The 18,046-nt window shown below is 60.5% G+C and carries 11 protein-coding genes, 4 tRNA genes and 1 rRNA gene; all 16 read left to right on the top strand.

The window, feature by feature from the left end; genetic code table 11:
• The first annotated feature begins 93 nt into the window (after nucleotides 1-93).
• Nucleotides 94-209: ribosomal RNA gene (gene rrf / locus HA399_RS16675) — 5S ribosomal RNA — on the top strand.
• Nucleotides 210-389: 180 nt separating this feature from the next.
• Nucleotides 390-3,323 (top strand): DUF2339 domain-containing protein, encoded by a 2,934-nt coding sequence (locus HA399_RS16670; RefSeq protein ID WP_404325538.1) that lies wholly within the window; start codon nucleotides 390-392, stop codon nucleotides 3,321-3,323.
• 91 nt (nucleotides 3,324-3,414) lie between these two features.
• The gene (locus HA399_RS16665; RefSeq protein ID WP_043334904.1) at nucleotides 3,415-4,395 is read left to right on the top strand and encodes a biotin--[acetyl-CoA-carboxylase] ligase; all 981 of its coding nucleotides are present in this window, start codon (nucleotides 3,415-3,417) and stop codon (nucleotides 4,393-4,395) included.
• Nucleotides 4,392-5,231 carry a type III pantothenate kinase gene (locus HA399_RS16660; RefSeq protein WP_054556896.1) on the top strand — a complete coding sequence of 280 codons (840 nt, stop codon included), beginning with the start codon at nucleotides 4,392-4,394 and terminating at the stop codon, nucleotides 5,229-5,231. The genes HA399_RS16665 and HA399_RS16660 overlap by 4 nt, the downstream gene beginning before the upstream one ends.
• A 109-nt stretch (nucleotides 5,232-5,340) precedes the next feature.
• A tRNA-Tyr gene (locus HA399_RS16655) sits at nucleotides 5,341-5,424 on the top strand.
• A 46-nt stretch (nucleotides 5,425-5,470) separates the two neighbouring features.
• Nucleotides 5,471-5,544, top strand: a tRNA-Gly gene (locus HA399_RS16650).
• 35 nt (nucleotides 5,545-5,579) lie between these two features.
• A tRNA-Thr gene (locus HA399_RS16645) sits at nucleotides 5,580-5,654 on the top strand.
• 163 nt (nucleotides 5,655-5,817) lie between these two features.
• Nucleotides 5,818-5,893 (top strand) — tRNA-Trp (locus HA399_RS16640).
• A gap of 77 nt (nucleotides 5,894-5,970) precedes the next feature.
• Complete coding sequence (gene secE / locus HA399_RS16635) at nucleotides 5,971-6,339, top strand: preprotein translocase subunit SecE (RefSeq protein ID WP_043334897.1); 369 nt, start codon at nucleotides 5,971-5,973, stop codon at nucleotides 6,337-6,339.
• 10 nt (nucleotides 6,340-6,349) lie between these two features.
• Nucleotides 6,350-6,883, top strand: a complete 534-nt coding sequence (gene nusG / locus HA399_RS16630) for a transcription termination/antitermination protein NusG (protein WP_043334895.1) — start codon at nucleotides 6,350-6,352, stop codon at nucleotides 6,881-6,883.
• 120 nt (nucleotides 6,884-7,003) lie between these two features.
• Nucleotides 7,004-7,435 carry a 50S ribosomal protein L11 gene (gene rplK, locus HA399_RS16625; RefSeq protein WP_043334893.1) on the top strand — a complete coding sequence of 144 codons (432 nt, stop codon included), beginning with the start codon at nucleotides 7,004-7,006 and terminating at the stop codon, nucleotides 7,433-7,435.
• Nucleotides 7,436-7,437: 2 nt separating this feature from the next.
• A complete protein-coding gene (gene rplA / locus HA399_RS16620; protein WP_054556897.1) occupies nucleotides 7,438-8,130 on the top strand; it encodes a 50S ribosomal protein L1 in 693 nt (230 codons plus the stop codon).
• A 261-nt stretch (nucleotides 8,131-8,391) separates the two neighbouring features.
• Complete coding sequence (gene rplJ / locus HA399_RS16615) at nucleotides 8,392-8,898, top strand: 50S ribosomal protein L10 (RefSeq protein WP_043334888.1); 507 nt, start codon at nucleotides 8,392-8,394, stop codon at nucleotides 8,896-8,898.
• A 92-nt stretch (nucleotides 8,899-8,990) separates the two neighbouring features.
• Nucleotides 8,991-9,359 (top strand): 50S ribosomal protein L7/L12, encoded by a 369-nt coding sequence (rplL, locus tag HA399_RS16610; RefSeq protein WP_166020047.1) that lies wholly within the window; start codon nucleotides 8,991-8,993, stop codon nucleotides 9,357-9,359.
• Between the two features lie 206 nt (nucleotides 9,360-9,565).
• Nucleotides 9,566-13,642: a DNA-directed RNA polymerase subunit beta gene (gene rpoB, locus HA399_RS16605; RefSeq protein ID WP_043334884.1), complete on the top strand. Its 4,077-nt coding sequence runs from the start codon at nucleotides 9,566-9,568 to the stop codon at nucleotides 13,640-13,642.
• Between the two features lie 88 nt (nucleotides 13,643-13,730).
• Nucleotides 13,731-17,972, top strand: a complete 4,242-nt coding sequence (rpoC, locus tag HA399_RS16600) for a DNA-directed RNA polymerase subunit beta' (protein ID WP_043334882.1) — start codon at nucleotides 13,731-13,733, stop codon at nucleotides 17,970-17,972.
• Nucleotides 17,973-18,046: the final 74 nt, after the last annotated feature.

The following is an 18,046-nucleotide window of genomic DNA, read 5'->3' as shown; positions in this document are numbered from 1 at the left end:
CAGGATCGAGACATATCGGTCAGCATGATTCATATTGCGAGTCGCGAGGCCAAAAGCCTCGAGACTCAGGCATCGCAAGATGCCACCGTTTCGCCTGACGACCATAGCGAGCGTGAACCACCCGATCCCATGCCGAACTCGGAAGTGAAACCGCTTAGCGCCGATGGTAGTGTGGAGTTTCTCCATGTGAGAGTAGGTCATCGTCAGGCACTTATACTGAACCGCCCCTGTAGCCTTGCTGCAGGGGCGGTTCTCTTTGTGCGCAGGAAAAGAAAGCCCGGCTCCCCCAGGAGTCGGGCTTTTTGCGTTCAATGTGCAAATACGGTGCTGAGAGACTGACAGCATGAGGTGCCAGGCAAAATGCCGTAGTCTCTGAGCACGACTCTTCGATGACGGGCTGGGCGATGGATGAGCTGATGTTGGTGGGCGTCATGATGGCGTTGCTGGTACTGGGCGGTTCCTTGATGGGGTGGCTCAGCATGCTGCGCATCAAGGCGCTGGAGCAGCGACTGCGCGATATGGAGGCCAGGCTTGCTCGCGAGCTTCCTGCTCATGGCGCTCCGGTTATGCACACTCCCTTGCAAGAAGGGGGTGTGGACAAATCGTCTACCGAAGTGCCGCCCCGGGAGGGGCTGGCAGCATCCGGTGCAACGCCATCGATCAGCGACTCGCGGACCACTGCATCATCCAGTGGCGGCCACTCACTGTCCTACCGGCTACTTCAGCGCTTGTTGCATGGCGCTGCCTCCAGTCGTTCAGGCGAGAAGGGGCAGGGCGCAGACCCTGCAAGAAAGGCATCAGAGGTGCTGCCGGGGGGCATGTCACGTCTGCTGACGGTCCTTCAGGAACACTGGATGATTCTTGTGGGTGCCTTGTCTCTGGTGATGGCAGGCATCCTGCTCGTCGGGTATTCCCTTGAGCAGGGCTTGCTGGGGTCGGGGGTACGGCTGGCGCTGGGTCTCGGGTTCGGCCTGAGCATGACGGTATTGGCCGAGTGGCTGAGACTGCGTACGTCCCAGTCATCGAGTTTGACCGGCGCCGTCAGCGGTGCCGGCAGTCTGGTGCTCGCGGCGAGCCTGCTGGCTGGTCACTTTCTGCTTTCGCTGGTGTCCATGCCGGTCACCTTCGTACTGCTGGCAGCCTTGAGCCTGTGGATGCTGGAGCGTGCGCGGCATCATGGGCCGTGGCTGGCAGCATTGGGCATGTTGGGCGGATATACTCTGCCCTTGGCGCTGCCCATTCACCAGCAGTGGCAGGAAGCCTCGACCTTGCTGTTGCTGGGGCATGCGGGTGTGATCGCGGCAGCGTGTCGTGTGCTGTACCGCCAGGTCGCGGTGAGCTGGCTGTATTGGGGCGGTCTGGTGGGAGCGCTCGCCTGGTGGTTGCTGTTGATGCCCTTCGGTATCACCTCTGGCACGACACTGCTGGTGGAGCTGTTGCCCTGGGTGGGTGGTGTCTGGCTGGCCGTGCTGGCGTTGGGGTATCTGTCGGAGCGGGTGTGGAAGCCATCCACGGGCGCCGCAGAAAAGGATGAGCGACAGGCGAAGACCTCACTTGCGACCTGGTTGCCCTGGCGCGCATATCTTGAGCTGCGTCGGCACTGGCTCGCCGGAGGCCTTGTCTCAGTGAGCGTCGTGCTGGGACTCTGGCTGCCCTGGCTGGGCAGTCTTGTGCATGGCGTCTCCTTTGACTCATTGGTGGCGCCTTCTGATATGGCCGGCTCCGGTGTGTCCCAGTGGCAACAGGGGTGGCTGGCTAGTCTCATGCCGATGCTGGTGATTGCCTGGTCAAGTCGCCGCCATGCGGTGCTGTGGTCGATGGTGGTTGTTGGCAACGGACTCTGGTTGCTGGTGTGGGGGCTTGCCCTGACGGCATCGCTGTCGAGCAGCGCGATGATCAGCCCGCTGATACTGAGTGCCGGCCTGTTGTCGCTGGCGAGTTGGCGACCACGTCATGAAGCGGGTGAAGGAGCAGAGGGGCCGCTTGCAGCCTGTTGGTGGGCATTGGCGACCATGGTGCCGCTGCTGGCGTGGGCCCTGGTGCTCTGGCAGGACGTCATGCCATGGGCGAGCGATGCAGGGAGGCTGATCAATACAGGGCTGCCGCCATTGATCTGGGGGCTGGTGTGCTGGGCAGGTGCCATGCGCTTCCAGGCGCGTGAAGGCGCTCAGCTTGCCGCAGGACTGTGGCTGCCGGCGCAGGCCGGGATATTCCTTGCTTTGGTGGCAGTGCTGGAGGGGCCATCGCTGACCCTGGCGCTGGCGCTGCAGCTGTTGGCTTTGACCGCTTGTGAATGGCGTTGGTATCGCGAGGGGCATACCGCGGCGCGCTCCGTGTTTGCTGAGCTGTCACGCTTGCTGGCGTGGGGTGTCGTGGCTCGCTTGATGTATGGCATGGCGCATGACGACTATGCCGATATCGCGCACTGGCCACTGCAGATACTGCTGCCGGTATTGGCCTGTGTTGCCATGACCAGTCTCGGCATGCGCCACCGCCCGCGGACACAGCGCTGGCTGGAAGGTGCCGTTGTCCAGCTTGCCGTCGCGACGGTGGTGATGGAAATCCGTTATGTGTTGACCGGTGGAAAGCCCTTCGAGGGCAGCCTCACCCTGGCGGAGCTTTCCCTGCAGGTGTTGGCGCTGGCCGGGGTGGCGGCAAGCTATGCCTGGCGTGCTCGTGGAGGCGACGCTGAGGCGCGGGCAGGGACGCAGCTCTATCGCGTGCTGGCACTAGTGGTCGGTGGAGCGGCCGTGATTTTCTGGAGTGCCGGCGTGCTGGGCATCTTCAATCCGCTCTGGCACCCGGGGGATGTCGGGAGCTGGCCGCTGGTCAATTGGCTTCTGCCGGCATACGGCCTGCCTGCACTCGGGGCCGCTATGCTCTGGCGCATGACATCCAGACGCGCATCGGATGCGGGAAGTGCCGCGTCACGCTCACGAATGCGCGGGCTGAGCGAAGTGCTCGGTCTGTTGTCAGCCGGATTGTGGTTGGCGCTCAACTTGCGTCACTGCTGGCATGGCGCTGAGCTGGGGCTATGGCAGGGCATCGAGCAGGCGGAGCTATATGCTTACAGTGTGCTGATGCTGGTCGTCGCGGCGGCGCTGGTCGTGAGTGGTGCCAAGGTGGGGCAGCAACACTGGCAGCGTATCGGACAGGGCATTCTGATCCTCACCGTGATCAAGGTGGGGGTATGGGATACCGCCACCCTTGAGGGGCTGTGGCGAGTAGGTTCATGGCTGGGACTGGGCAGTGTCCTGATGCTGCTTTCCGCCTTGTTCAATCGCCTGGCGGGGGCGGGAATGCGTGCCGGGGAGCGGAATTGACGAAAAGAGCGTTATCTTTGGTCGTTGTTCTTGGCTCGCAAGCCCATGAATCCGATAGAATGTGCGCTTTTGCACAGGGACAGGCCTCCGCATGACCATCCGTGATCTCATTCGTCTGCTTGGAGATGGTGGCTACCACTCCGGAGAGGCCCTGGGCGAAGAGCTCGGGGTGTCGCGTACGGCGGTCTGGAAGCAGCTCAAGAAACTTGAGGCGCTCGACATTCCGCTGGAAGCCATCAAGGGGCTTGGCTATCGACTGGCCAACCCCATCGAGTTGCTCGATGGTCAACAGATCATCGAGGCACTGCCACGCGAGACTCGCAAACACCTGACGCGCCTGTTCGTCGAGGAGTCGGTGGACTCGACCAATACCTTCATCCGCGAGCGCTTTCGTCAGGGAGCCGGCCATGCCGAGGTCTGTCTGGCGGAGGTGCAATCGGCTGGGCGTGGCCGTCGTGGGCGTGAGTGGGAGACTCCCTGGGGGCGCAGCCTGGTCTTCTCGCTTGGCTGGCGCTTCGAATCAGGGGCCGCATCGCTTGAAGGCCTGAGTCTGGCGATCGGCGTGGCGGTGGCGGAGGTGCTCGAGGCCGATGGCCTGCCCGCGCGCCTCAAGTGGCCCAACGATGTCCTGCTTCAGATACAGAAGGATCAACCCAAGATCGCCGGCATCCTGGTCGAGGTGACGGGGGATGTGTCCGGTCCCTGTGATGTCGTCATCGGAATCGGCATGAACATCGAGTTGCCGGCCTCCCGACGCGAGGCGATCACTCAACCGGTGGCTGCGGTACGTGACATCATTCCCGGTGCTTCACGCAATCGCTATGCCGCGCGTCTGATGGAGTCATTGCTGGCACTGTTGCCCGAGTTCGAGTCGCAGGGCTTTGCCGGATGGCAGGCGCGCTGGAATGAGCGCAATGCCTTCAAGGGGCGTGATGTGGTGATTTTGCGCGGAGACAGACGAGAAGAGGCCGTGGCAGAAGGTGTCGATATCAATGGAAATCTCGAGGTGCGCATGAATGGCGAAACCATCACTCTCGCCGGTGGCGAGATCAGTCTGCGCGCCGTCTCATGATTCTGGATCTTGATATCGGCAACACCTTGTCAAAATGGCGTCTAAAGGACACCGTTTCCAGCGAGATCCGCTCGCGCGGCGCCGTCTGGACGCGAGAGGAGTGGCGGCCGGGCGCGGACATTCCTGACCTGGATGTCGTCACGGCCGTGCGTATCTCCAGTGTGGCGCGCAAGCAGGTGCTGGATGAGACGGTGGAGTTGCTGCGCAAGCAGGTCGGCGTCGTGCATGTCGCACACTCGACGCGGGAGGCGCTGGGCGTTACCTGCGGCTATGAAGAGCCGCAACGCCTGGGCGTCGATCGCTGGTTGGGCGCACTCGCCGGCCATCATCTCACCGGGGGCTGTTGCAGCGTCGATTGCGGTAGCGCGATCACGGTGGATTTCGTGCTGCCGGGTGGCAAGCATCTGGGGGGCTATATTCTCCCGGGGCTGCGTCTGATGAAGGAAAGCCTCAAGCTGGGTACGCGCAATGTGGCCATCGACCCGGATACCGAGGTGGATACGCTGCTCGCGCCGGGTCGCAATACGGTAGAGGCCGTCAATCACGGCATCTACATGGCGGCCGTCAGTGCGGTCAATCGTCTCTATGCCGAGGTCTGCGATCGTGAAGGGGTAGCCTTGCCGCTACTGCTGACCGGCGGTGACGCGCGGGTGGTGGCGCGCGGTCTGCGGGTGCCGCATGCGCTGTGGCCAGACATGGTGTATGCCGGCCTGGAGGCGCTGTATCCATTGACCGCTGCCGAGCGGGCAGGGCGCCTGTCAGGTGCGCCCGACCAGCCGCGAGTGCCTGATCTAGAAAAACTTCGCTCAGGGCTTGCGCTCACCCAGATGCTTTGACATACTACGTCCCGTTCTGAGGCGATACATTCCCTCAAGCGCTTGAAGTAGAATGAAATCAAGCACTTGACAGCGTATCCCAAGCGGCGTAAGATTCGTCGTCACAGATGGTGGGGTTCCCGAGTGGCCAAAGGGAGCAGACTGTAAATCTGCCGCGAAAGCTTCGAAGGTTCGAATCCTTCCCCCACCACCAGATTCGCTTATGATGCCGCGTGCATCAGGGCAGCAAGAGTTGGAAAGCGGGCATAGTTTAATGGTAGAACCTCAGCCTTCCAAGCTGATGACGCGGGTTCGATTCCCGCTGCCCGCTCCAGTTCATCTCGCCAGTCGAGATTGCGCAAAGGTTTTGCTCGTGTAGCTCAGGGGTAGAGCACACCCTTGGTAAGGGTGAGGTCGGCGGTTCAAATCCGCCCACGAGCTCCATACAACGGAAAGGCGAGTCGCAGTTTGGCTCGTCTTTTTCGTTTCCGACGACCTCCCAGGTCGCGGTCAAAGATAAGGCTTGTCAGTTTGGGTTGTCTCAGCTATGATGGCGCCCGCTGTTCATTCAGCCTTGTTTTTAGTCTCTGGAACACGCAAGTGTTACAGGCCAGTAGCTCAATTGGCAGAGCAGCGGTCTCCAAAACCGCAGGTTGGGGGTTCGATTCCCTCCTGGCCTGCCATCCTTCCCCAGGATGGTATTCGACTTCTTACCGATTCTCGATTCTAGCGATCGCTGCACCCTTGAGGAGTCTCTTTGATGAAACAGAACGCCGAGGTGCAGGAAGCGCGCCACGACGGGTTCAAGTGGTCGGTCGTTGTCATTCTTCTTGTGCTGGCTGTTGCTGGCAACGCCTATTTTGCTGACCAAGCGCTGCTTTATCGCGTGCTTGGCGTCGTCGTGCTTGGTGTTGCAGCGGCTGCTCTGGCGATCACGACCAACAAAGGCCGTGATGTTGTCGAGCTGGCAAGTAGTGCGCGCCGCGAGATCCAGCGCGTCGTTTGGCCGACCCGACAGGAAACTGTCCAGACAACTGCCATCGTGCTGGGTGCCGTGCTTATCGTGGGCCTGTTGCTATGGCTCATCGATACCACCCTCGGCTGGCTGATGTCCGGCATCGTCAGTTAACGGAGTTTCCATGTCCAAGCGTTGGTATGTCATACACGCCTATTCCGGTTTCGAAAAGCAGGTCATGCGTTCGCTCAACGAGCGTGTGAAGCTTTACGCCATGGAAGATCACTTCGGTGAGATTCTCGTGCCGGTCGAAGAAATCGTCGAAATGCGTGACGGCAAGCGCCGCAAGAGCGAGCGCAAGTTCTACCCGGGCTACGTGCTGGTCGAGATGGACATGAATGATCAGTCCTGGCACCTGGTGAATGAAACCCCGCGCGTCATGGGTTTCATTGGCGGAACCCCGGAGAAGCCGGCAGCGATTACCCAGAAAGAAGCCGACGCCATGCTGCGTCGCGTTCAGGATGGCACCGACAAGCCGCGTCCGAAGACTCTCTTCGAGCCGGGTGAAACGGTGCGTGTCACTGATGGTCCGTTCGCGGACTTCAATGGCGTAGTCGAAGAAGTGAATTACGAAAAGAGCCGTCTGCAGGTCAGCGTACTGATCTTCGGGCGTGCTACGCCGGTGGAGCTCGAGTTCTCCCAGGTCGAGAAGGACTGATCTCAGGATCATCATCTCACCTGTTTGAATACGAGCATCACGGCAACACGACGGGTCGCCTGAGGCGGCCCGGTTTTACGGGGAGCCGCAAGGCGCTACCACCCATACTGGAGTCCTATCATGGCCAAGAAAGTACAGGCTTACATCAAGCTGCAGGTTGCAGCCGGTAAAGCTAACCCGAGCCCGCCCGTGGGTCCTGCCCTCGGTCAGCACGGTGTCAACATCATGGAGTTCTGTAAAGCGTTCAACGCCGCTACCCAGAACGTCGAGCCGGGTCTCCCGACTCCCGTGGTCATCACTGTCTACTCCGACCGTAGCTTCACTTTCGTCACCAAGACGCCGCCTGCGGCCGTCCTGCTGCTGAAAGCGGCTGGTCTGAAGTCCGGTTCTGGCGAGCCGAACAAGAAGAAGGTCGGTACCGTGACTCGCGCTCAGCTCGAAGAGATCGCGACCACCAAGGAACCGGATCTGACAGCTTCCAATCTGGACGCTGCTGTTCGCACCATCGCCGGTACTGCCCGTAGCATGGGCCTGAACGTGGAGGGTCTTTGATCATGGCCAAGATTTCAAAGCGCGCCCAGGCGATCAACGCGAAAGTTGAATCCGGCAAGGTCTACAGCGTCGAAGAAGCTGTTGCTCTGCTGTCCGAGCTGTCCACCGTCAAGTTCAAGGAGACCATCGAAGTCTCTCTGAACCTGGGTGTTGACCCGCGTAAATCCGATCAGGTCGTTCGCGGCGCTACCGTGATGCCGAATGGCACCGGTAACGAAGTGCGCGTCGCTGTCTTCACCCAGGGCGCCAACGCTGAAGCAGCGAAGGAAGCCGGTGCAGACGTGATCGGCATGGACGACCTGGCAGAACAGGTCAAGAAAGGCGTGATGGACTTCGACGTCGTCATCGCTTCTCCGGATGCCATGCGCGTTGTCGGTCAGCTGGGCCAGATCCTCGGTCCGCGCGGCCTGATGCCGAACCCGAAAGTCGGTACCGTGACGCCTGACGTCGCGACTGCCGTGAAGAATGCCAAGGCTGGTCAGGTGCGTTTCCGTACTGACAAGAACGGCATCATTCACGCCGGTATCGGCAAGATCGACTTCAGTGCTGACTCCATTCAGGGTAACATTGACGCCCTGGTGGCCGAAGTCAAGAAGCTGAAGCCGAGCACTTCCAAGGGTATCTACCTGAAGAAGATCACCCTGTCCAGCACCATGGGCCCGGGTCTGACTGTCGATCACGCCAAGTACGCGTAAGGCAGTCTCAGAATGTTTCACTTTGCGGTCCCCGTGCTCAGCCGCGGGGCGCCGTCAAAGACCGCAGGCGCTGGCCTTGTCACCTCGGTGACGGGGCCGGCTTAATCGCGCCGCGATGCTTGCATTGCGCGTAGCCTGCGCAGATGGTGTCCCAGCCCTGCTGGTGGCAGCCATCCTCCAAGACTCTCCCGCGCAGTTCTGGTGAGAGAGATGGTAAACCACTGGGGAATTCGTTCCCCGGCACGAAATGGAGTCAACACCGTGGCTTTAGGTCTCGAAGACAAGAAGGCAATTGTTGCTGAGGTCAGCGAAACCGCCAAGGGTGCTCTCTCCGTAGTCGCTGCCGACTCTCGTGGTGTAACTGTTGGTGCAATGACCGAATTGCGCAAACAGTGCCGCGAAGCGGGCGTCCAGCTGCGTGTTGTTCGCAACACTCTGGCTCGTCGTGCGCTGTCCGGTACCTCTTATGAGGTGCTGAACGAGTCCTTCGTCGGCCCGACTCTGCTTGCATTTTCCATGGAACACCCGGGCGCTGGCGCTCGTCTGTTCAAGGAATTTGCCAAGAAGGTCGAGGCGTTCGAAGTCAAGGCATTGGCCTACGAAGGCGAGTTCATCCCGGCGGCGAATATCGACCGTCTGGCATCTCTGCCGACCCGCGATGAAGCACTGTCCAAGCTGCTGTCTGTCATGAAGGAAGCTTCTGCAGGCAAGCTGGTCCGTACTATCGCAGCACTGCGCGATCAGAAGGAAGCCGAAGCCGCCGCGTAAGCAGCGCTTTGACCTCCTGGCTGTCTCGTGCAGCCTGAATCGATTTCCGTTTGACCGAGCATCTTTGCTCCGCAAAGTTTAGGATTGCTAAAATGGCACTGACCAAAGAAGACATCATCAACGCCGTCGCTGACATGACCGTCATGGAAGTGGCTGAGCTGATCGAAGCAATGGAAGAGAAGTTCGGCGTTTCCGCCGCTGCCGCCGTCGTCGCTGGCCCGGCCGCTGCTGGTGAAGCCGCTGAAGAACAGACCGAGTTCGACATCGTTCTGACTGCTGCTGGTGACAAGAAAGTCAACGTCATCAAGGCTGTTCGTGAACTGACTGGCCTGGGCCTGAAAGAAGCCAAGGCAGCTGTTGACGGCGCTCCGGCCACCCTGAAAGAAGGCGTGAGCAAGGAAGACGCAGAAGCAGCTAAGAAGAAGCTGGAAGAAGCAGGCGCGTCCGTGGAACTCAAGTAACTCGTGTTCCAGGCTGCGCACGCTGCGTAAGCTTCCTGGCTGGTGGCGGACTCCGCCACCAGCCTTTTTCTGTTGCAAGACGAATTATGACGGCGAGCCAGCCCGCAAGGGAGGCTTGCCGTCCGCGCCTGATGGACATCGCCGCGCCATCAGGTATGAGCCGACCACGCATCGGTCACCCAAGGTGAACAAGCTGGGGAATACAGATGGCTTACTCATACACTGAGAAAAAACGCATCCGCAAGGATTTTGGCAAACTGCCCCAAGTGATGGATGTGCCTTACCTGCTGGCCATCCAGCTTGATTCCTACCACGACTTTCTCCAGCAGGACAGGGCGCCAGAACAGCGCCTGGAAGTCGGCCTTCACGCTGCCTTCAAGTCCGTGTTCCCGATTGCCAGCTTCTCTGGCAACGCAGCGCTCGAGTATGTCAGCTACCGCTTCGGTACGCCGGCGTTCGACGTCAAGGAATGTCAGCTGCGCGGAGTCACTTACTCTGCACCGCTGCGCGTGAAAGTGCGCCTGATGATCTATGACAAGGAATCGTCGAACAAGGCGATCAAGGACATCAAGGAGCAGGAAGTCTACATGGGGGAAATCCCCCTGATGACAGAGAACGGTACCTTCGTCATCAATGGTACCGAACGTGTCATCGTGTCACAGCTGCACCGCTCGCCGGGTGTGTTCTTCGACCACGACAAGGGCAAGAGCCACTCGTCCGGCAAGCTGCTGTACTCCGCACGTGTGATTCCTTACCGCGGTTCCTGGTTGGACTTCGAGTTTGATCCGAAGGACAACGTCTACGTCCGTATCGACCGTCGTCGCAAGCTGCCGGCTTCCGTTCTGCTGCGTGCCATGGGCATGACCAGCGAAGAGATTCTCGGTACATTCTTCGACACCACGATGTACCACATCGAGCGCAGCGGCTTCTCCGTTGAGCTGGTGCCGGCACGTCTGCGTGGCGAGACCGCCGCCTTCGACATCAAGGATGCCGACGGTAGCGTGATCGTGGAGGAAGGTCGTCGTATTACACAGAAGCACGTCCGTCAGATGGAAGCCTCCGGCCTCGAGCGTCTCGAAGTGCCGATGGACTACCTGTACGGCAAGGTGCTGGCCAAGGATCAGATCGATCCGGCCACTGGTGAGCTGGTCTGCGAAAGCAACAGCGAGATCACTCCGGAACTGCTGGAGAAGATGGCTCAGGCCAAGATCACCCAGTTCGAAGTCATCTATACCAACGACCTGGATTGCGGTCCGTTCGTGTCCGATACCCTGAAACTGGATACCACGCGTAACCAGCTCGAGGCATTGGTCGAGATCTACCGCATGATGCGTCCGGGCGAGCCGCCCACCAAGGATGCAGCAGAGTCACTGTTCCAGAACCTGTTCTTCAGCGAAGACCGCTACGATCTGTCGGGCGTGGGCCGCATGAAGTTCAACCGTCGCCTGCGTCGCGAAAGCGATACCGGCAGCGGCGTGCTCGATCAGGACGATATCCTGACCGTCATGAAGGAGCTGATCAGCATCCGTAACGGCAATGGCGATGTCGATGACATCGACCACCTGGGCAACCGTCGTATTCGCTCTGTGGGCGAAATGGCGGAAAACCAGTTCCGTGTCGGCCTGGTCCGCGTCGAGCGTGCGGTCAAGGAGCGTCTGTCCATGGCCGAGAGCGAAGGCCTGATGCCGCAGGATCTCATCAACGCCAAGCCGGTTGCGGCGGCGGTGAAGGAATTCTTCGGTTCCAGCCAGCTCTCCCAGTTCATGGATCAGAACAACCCGCTGTCCGAAGTGACGCACAAGCGCCGTGTCTCCGCGCTTGGCCCGGGTGGTCTGACCCGTGAGCGCGCCGGCTTCGAAGTTCGTGACGTTCACGCCACGCACTACGGCCGTCTGTGCCCGATCGAAACGCCGGAAGGCCCGAACATCGGTCTGATCAACTCGCTGGCGACCTACTCCAAGACCAACAGCTATGGCTTCCTCGAGACGCCGTACCGCAAGGTCGTGGATTGTCAGGTCACCGACGATGTCGTCGATCTGTCCGCGATCGAGGAAGGCGATTTCATCATCGCCCAGGCCTCCGCGACCGTCGACGAGAACGGCCGTCTGGTCGACGACCTGGTTCAGGTTCGTCACCGTGGCGAGACCACCTTCATGGCGCCGGAAAAGGTCACCATGATGGACGTGTCTCCGCGTCAGGTCGTCTCTGTCGCTGCCGCACTGATCCCGTTCCTCGAGCACGATGATGCCAACCGCGCCTTGATGGGTGCGAACATGCAGCGTCAGGCCGTTCCGACTCTTAAGGCTGACAAGCCGCTGGTCGGTACCGGCATGGAGCGCTTCGTGGCGCGTGACTCCGGCGTCTGCGCCGTGGCACGTCGTGGCGGTGTCATCGATTCCGTCGATGCCAAGCGCATCGTCGTACGTGTGCGGGAAGAAGAGATCATCGGCGGTGAGGCCGGCGTTGATATCTACAACCTGACCAAGTACGTACGCTCGAACCAGAATACCTGTCAGAACCAGCGCCCGATCGTGCGTCCTGGCGACGAAGTCGCCATCGGCGACATCCTGGCCGACGGCCCGTCCGTCGACATGGGTGATCTGGCCCTGGGTCAGAATATGCGTCTGGCGTTCATGCCCTGGAACGGCTTCAACTTCGAGGATTCCATCCTGTTCTCGGAGCGTGTGGTGCAGGAAGATCGCTTCACCACCATCCACATCCAGGAACTGACCTGTGTCGCGCGTGACACCAAGCTCGGGCCGGAAGAAATCACTTCCGATATCCCGAATGTCGGCGAATCCGCACTCTCCAAGCTGGATGAGTCCGGTGTCGTCTACATCGGTGCCGAGCTGAATCCGGGCGACATCCTGGTCGGCAAGGTCACGCCGAAGGGCGAGACCCAGCTGACGCCGGAAGAGAAGCTGTTGCGTGCCATCTTCGGCGAGAAGGCGTCCGACGTTAAGGACACCTCTCTGCGTGCCCCGACCGGCATGAAGGCTACCGTCATCGACGTTCAGGTCTTCACCCGTGACGGCGTCGAGAAGGATCAGCGTGCGCTCTCCATCGAGCAGATGCAGCTGGCCGAGGTCCGCAAGGATCTGCAGGAAACCTACCGCATCGCGGAAGAGGCGACCTTCGAGCGTATGCAGCGCAACCTGGTCGGTCAGGCCGTCAACGGTGGTCCGAAGCTCAAGAAGGGCGACGTGCTGACCGATGACTACCTGGAAGCACTGCCGCGCCAGGAGTGGTTCAAGCTGCGTCTGCAGGACGAGTCTCTCAACGAACTGCTGGCTCAGGCCGATGAGCAGCTCGAGATCCGTCGTCGCGAGATGGACGAGCGCTTCGAAGACAAGAAGCGCAAGCTCACCCAGGGTGATGATCTGGCACCGGGCGTGCTCAAGATCGTCAAGGTGTACGTCGCCGTGAAGCGTCGTATCCAGCCGGGTGACAAGATGGCCGGTCGTCACGGTAACAAGGGTGTCATCTCCGCGATCATGCCGGTCGAAGACATGCCGTTCGATGGCAATGGCGAGTCGGTTGACGTCGTGCTGAACCCGCTGGGTGTACCGTCGCGCATGAACGTCGGTCAGATCCTCGAGACCCACCTCGGCATGGCCGCGCGTGGTCTGGGCGTGAAGATCGAGCACATGCTGCGCGAAGAGCGTGCCGAGCAGGTCAAGCAGATCCGCGAATTCCTCGACAAGGTGTACAACACCGTCGGCGGTCGCCAGGAAGACCTCTCCGTGCTCAGCGATGATGAAATCATCACCATGGCGCACAACCTGAAGAAGGGCGTGCCGATGGCAACGCCGGTCTTCGATGGCGCCAAGGAACACGAGATCAAGCAGTTGCTCACGCTGGCCGGTATCCCTGATTCCGGACAGATGGACCTCTACGATGGCCGCACCGGCGAGAAGTTCGATCGCAAGGTGACCGTCGGTTACATGTACATGCTCAAGCTCAACCACCTGGTGGATGACAAGATGCATGCGCGTTCGACCGGCTCCTACTCCCTTGTCACGCAGCAGCCGCTGGGTGGTAAGGCGCAGTTTGGTGGTCAGCGCTTCGGTGAGATGGAGGTCTGGGCCCTCGAGGCGTACGGCGCTGCCTACACCCTCCAGGAGATGCTCACGGTCAAGTCCGATGACGTGGAAGGCCGTACCAAGATGTACAAGAGCATCGTAGATGGCGATCACACCATGCAGGCGGGCATGCCCGAATCCTTCAACGTGCTGGTGAAGGAAATCCGCTCGCTGGGTATCGACATGGAGCTGGAAGGCTGACGCCGAAAAGCCACAAGTATTGACGGTCCGCAAAGCCTGGTGTCAGCAGCCAGGCTTTGCCCATGACAACTCCGCAACGGAGCGACCCATGAAAGATTTGGTGAAAGTTCTCAAATCGCAGGCGCAGTCCGAAGAATTCGACGCCATCAAGATTACCCTGGCGTCTCCGGACATGATTCGCTCGTGGTCTTTTGGTGAAGTGAAGAAGCCTGAAACCATCAACTACCGGACATTCAAGCCGGAACGTGATGGTCTTTTCTGTGCCAAGATCTTTGGCCCGGTGAAGGACTACGAGTGCCTGTGTGGCAAGTACAAGCGGATGAAGCATCGCGGCATCATCTGTGAGAAGTGTGGCGTTGAAGTGACCAAGGCGGCAGTGCGTCGTGAGCGTATGGCTCACATCGAACTGGCGAGCCCGGTCGCGCATATCTGGTTCCTGAAGTCCCTGCCGTCCCGTATCGGCATGCTGCTCGACATGACTCTGCGTGATATCGAGCGCGTGCTGTACTTCGAAAGCTTCGTGGTCATCGACCCGGGCATGACGACCCTCGAGAAGGGTCATCTGCTCAACGATGAGCAGTACTTCGAAGCGCTAGAAGAATTCGGTGATGATTTCGACGCCCGCATGGGTGCCGAAGCCATCAAGGCGCTGCTCGAGGACATCGAGCTGGAAGAAGAGGTCGAGCGCCTGCGTGAAGAGATTCCGCAGACCAACTCCGAGACCAAGATCAAGAAGCTGTCCAAGCGCCTCAAGCTGCTGGAAGCCTTCTACTATTCCGGCAACAAGCCGGGCTGGATGATCATGGAAGTGCTGCCAGTGCTGCCGCCGGACCTGCGTCCGCTGGTGCCGCTGGACGGCGGCCGCTTCGCGACCTCGGATCTGAACGATCTGTATCGTCGTGTGATCAACCGCAACAACCGCCTCAAGCGTCTGCTCGACCTCAATGCGCCGGACATCATCGTGCGCAACGAGAAGCGCATGCTGCAGGAATCCGTGGATGCTCTGCTCGACAACGGTCGTCGCGGTCGCGCCATCACCGGTTCCAACAAGCGTCCGCTGAAGTCGCTGGCCGACATGATCAAGGGCAAGCAGGGTCGTTTCCGTCAGAACCTGCTGGGCAAGCGCGTCGACTATTCCGGTCGTTCCGTCATCACCGTCGGCCCGACCCTGCGTCTGCACCAGTGTGGTCTGCCGAAGAAGATGGCGCTTGAGCTGTTCAAGCCGTTCATCTACGCCAAGCTGCAGGCCTCCGGTCACGCCAGCACCATCAAGGCCGCCAAGAAGATGGTCGAGCGCGAAGCCCCGGAAGTCTGGGATTTCCTCGCCGACGTCATCCGCGAGCACCCGGTGCTGCTGAACCGTGCCCCGACTCTGCACCGTCTGGGTATCCAGGCGTTCGAGCCGCTGCTGATCGAAGGCAAGGCCATCCAACTGCACCCGCTGGTCTGCGCTGCGTACAACGCCGACTTTGATGGTGACCAGATGGCTGTCCACGTACCGCTGACGCTGGAAGCCCAGCTGGAAGCGCGTGCGTTGATGATGTCGACCAACAACGTGCTGTCGCCGGCCAACGGCGAGCCGATCATCGTGCCGTCCCAGGACGTCGTGCTGGGTCTGTACTACATGACCCGCGAGAAGATCGGTGCCAAGGGTGAGGGCATGGCCTTCGCGAACCTGGGTGAAGTCGAGCGTGCCTTCGGTACGCACAGCGCTCACCTGCACGCGATGGTCAAGGTCCGTCTGACCGAGACGCTCAAGGACGAAGAGTCCGGCGAGCTGTACGAGAAGACGTCCCTGCACGACACCACCATCGGTCGCGCACTGCTGTTCCGCATTCTGCCGAAGGGCATGCCGTTCGAGCTGATCAACCAGGTGATGAAGAAGAAAGCCATCTCCGGTCTGATCAACGAGGCGTACCGTCGTGTCGGTCTGAAGGACACCGTCATCTTCGCTGACCAGCTGATGTACACCGGCTTCCGTCTCGCGACCTGGTCCGGCGCCTCCATCGGCGTCAACGACTTCGTCATCCCGGACGCGAAGAAGGTCATCATCGACGCGGCCGAAGACGAAGTGAAAGAGATCGAAGACCAGTTCTCCTCCGGTCTCGTGACCGCGGGCGAGAAGTACAACAAGGTCATCGATATCTGGGCGCGTGCCAACGACCGTGTCGCCAAGGAGATGATGGCAGGTATCTCGAAAGAGACCGTCGTCAACTGGAAAGGCGAAGTGGTCAATGACGAAGACGGCAAGCCGATGGAGCAGGACTCCTTCAACAGCGTCTTCATCATGGCCGACTCCGGTGCGCGTGGTTCCGCCGCACAGATTCGTCAGCTGGCTGGTATGCGTGGCCTGATGGCCAAGCCGGATGGCTCGATCATCGAGACGCCGATCACCGCCAACTTCCGTGAAGGTCTGAACGTACTCCAGTACTTCATCTCCACGCACGGTGCCCGTAAGGGTCTGGCGGATACGGCACTGAAGACCGCCAACTCCGGTTACCTGACCCGTCGTCTGGTCGATGTTGCCCAGGATCTGGTCATCACCGAAGCGGATTGCGGCACTCAGGAAGGTCTGATTCTGCACCCGGTCATCGAAGGCGGCGACATCATCGTCCCGCTGTCCCAGCGCGTGCTGGGTCGTGTCGTGGCGCAGGACGTGATCGATCCGGTCTCTGATGAGGTCCTGATCGCACGCGGCACGCTGCTCGACGAAGCCTGGTGTGCACAGCTCGATACCATGGGCGTCGATGAGATCATCGTGCGTACCACCATCGGTTGTGAAACCGTGCACGGTGTCTGCTCGGCCTGTTACGGTCGTGACCTGGCGCGTGGCCATCAGGTCAACGTCGGTGAAGCCATCGGTGTCATCGCGGCACAGTCCATCGGTGAGCCGGGTACCCAGCTGACCATGCGTACCTTCCACATCGGTGGTGCCGCTTCGCGTGCCTCCGCCGTGGACAGTGTCCAGGTCAAGCATGGCGGCAGCGTGCGTCTGCACAACATCAAGTCGGTCGAACGTGCCGATGGCAAGCTGATTGTCGTCTCGCGTTCCAGCGCACTGGCAGTGGCGGATGACCACGGCCGTGAGCGCGAATTCTACAAGCTCCCGTACGGTGCTGAGCTGTCCGTGCGTGACGGCGATCCGGTGGCCTCTGGTCAGTCCGTCGCCAAGTGGGATCCGCACACTCACCCGATCGTCGCGGAAGTCGCGGGTCAGGTGCAGTTCACGGACATGGAAGATGGCCAGACCATCAACCGTACCACTGACGAAATGACCGGTCTGTCCTCCATCGAGGTCATCGAAAGTGCTTCACGTCCGTCCGCGGCCCGTGACAAGCGTCCGATGATCATGTTGGTAGACGGTAGCGGCAAGCACGTGACACTGCCGGGCTCCAACACGCCGGTCCAGTACCTACTGCCGGGCAATGCCGTGGTGTCCGCCGAGAATGGCGCGGCCGTCGGCGTGGGTGACGTCATCGCACGCATCCCGATGGAAGCGTCCGGTAACAAGGACATCACCGGTGGTCTGCCGCGTGTTGCCGACCTGTTCGAAGCACGTCGTCCGAAAGAGCCGGCCATCCTGGCCGAGATCTCCGGCACCGTGACCTTCGGCAAGGAAACCAAAGGCAAGCGTCGTCTGACCATCACGCCGGTGGAAGGTGATCCGTTCGAGCTGTTGATCCCGAAATGGCGCCAGATCAGCGTCTTCGAAGGTGAAACGGTCGAGAAGGGTGAAGTCATCTCCGATGGCCCGAGCAACCCGCACGATATCCTGCGTCTGCTCGGCGTCGCGGAAATGACCAAGTACATCACCACCGAAGTCCAGGAGGTCTATCGCCTCCAGGGTGTCGGCATCAACGACAAGCACATCGAAGTCATCGTGCGTCAGATGCTGCGCAAGGTCGAGATCACCGATTCTGGCGATTCCACCTTCATCACAGGCGACCAGGTGGAATACGCCCGCGTCGTCGAAGAAAACATGCGTCTCGAGGCCGACGGCAAGTTCCCGGCCAAGTTCGATCGCATCCTGCTCGGTATCACCAAGGCGAGCCTGGCAACTGAATCGTTCATCTCCGCGGCGTCCTTCCAGGAAACCACGCGAGTTCTGACCGAGGCATCTGTCACCGGCAAGCGCGATTATCTCCGTGGTCTGAAGGAGAATGTCGTGGTCGGTCGCCTGATTCCGGCGGGTACTGGCCTGGCCTATCACGACGAGCGTCGCCGCCGTCGCGATGGCCTGCCGCTCGCACCGGCCCCGTCGGCACAGGACGTCGAGCAGGAATTGGGCGCTCAGCTCACTGCCCTCGACGCGGACGACGACGACCTCTGAGGTCTTGCACCCCGCCGTCTCTGACGGCGGGGTTGACGCCCTTGTGGCCCAAGCCCTAGAATATGCAGCCTTTA

It is taken from the genome of Cobetia sp. UIB-001 (assembly GCF_044789135.1).
GTDB classification, from domain to species: Bacteria; Pseudomonadota; Gammaproteobacteria; order Pseudomonadales; family Halomonadaceae; genus Cobetia; species Cobetia amphilecti.
This window is presented reverse-complemented; position numbering and strand designations above follow the sequence as displayed.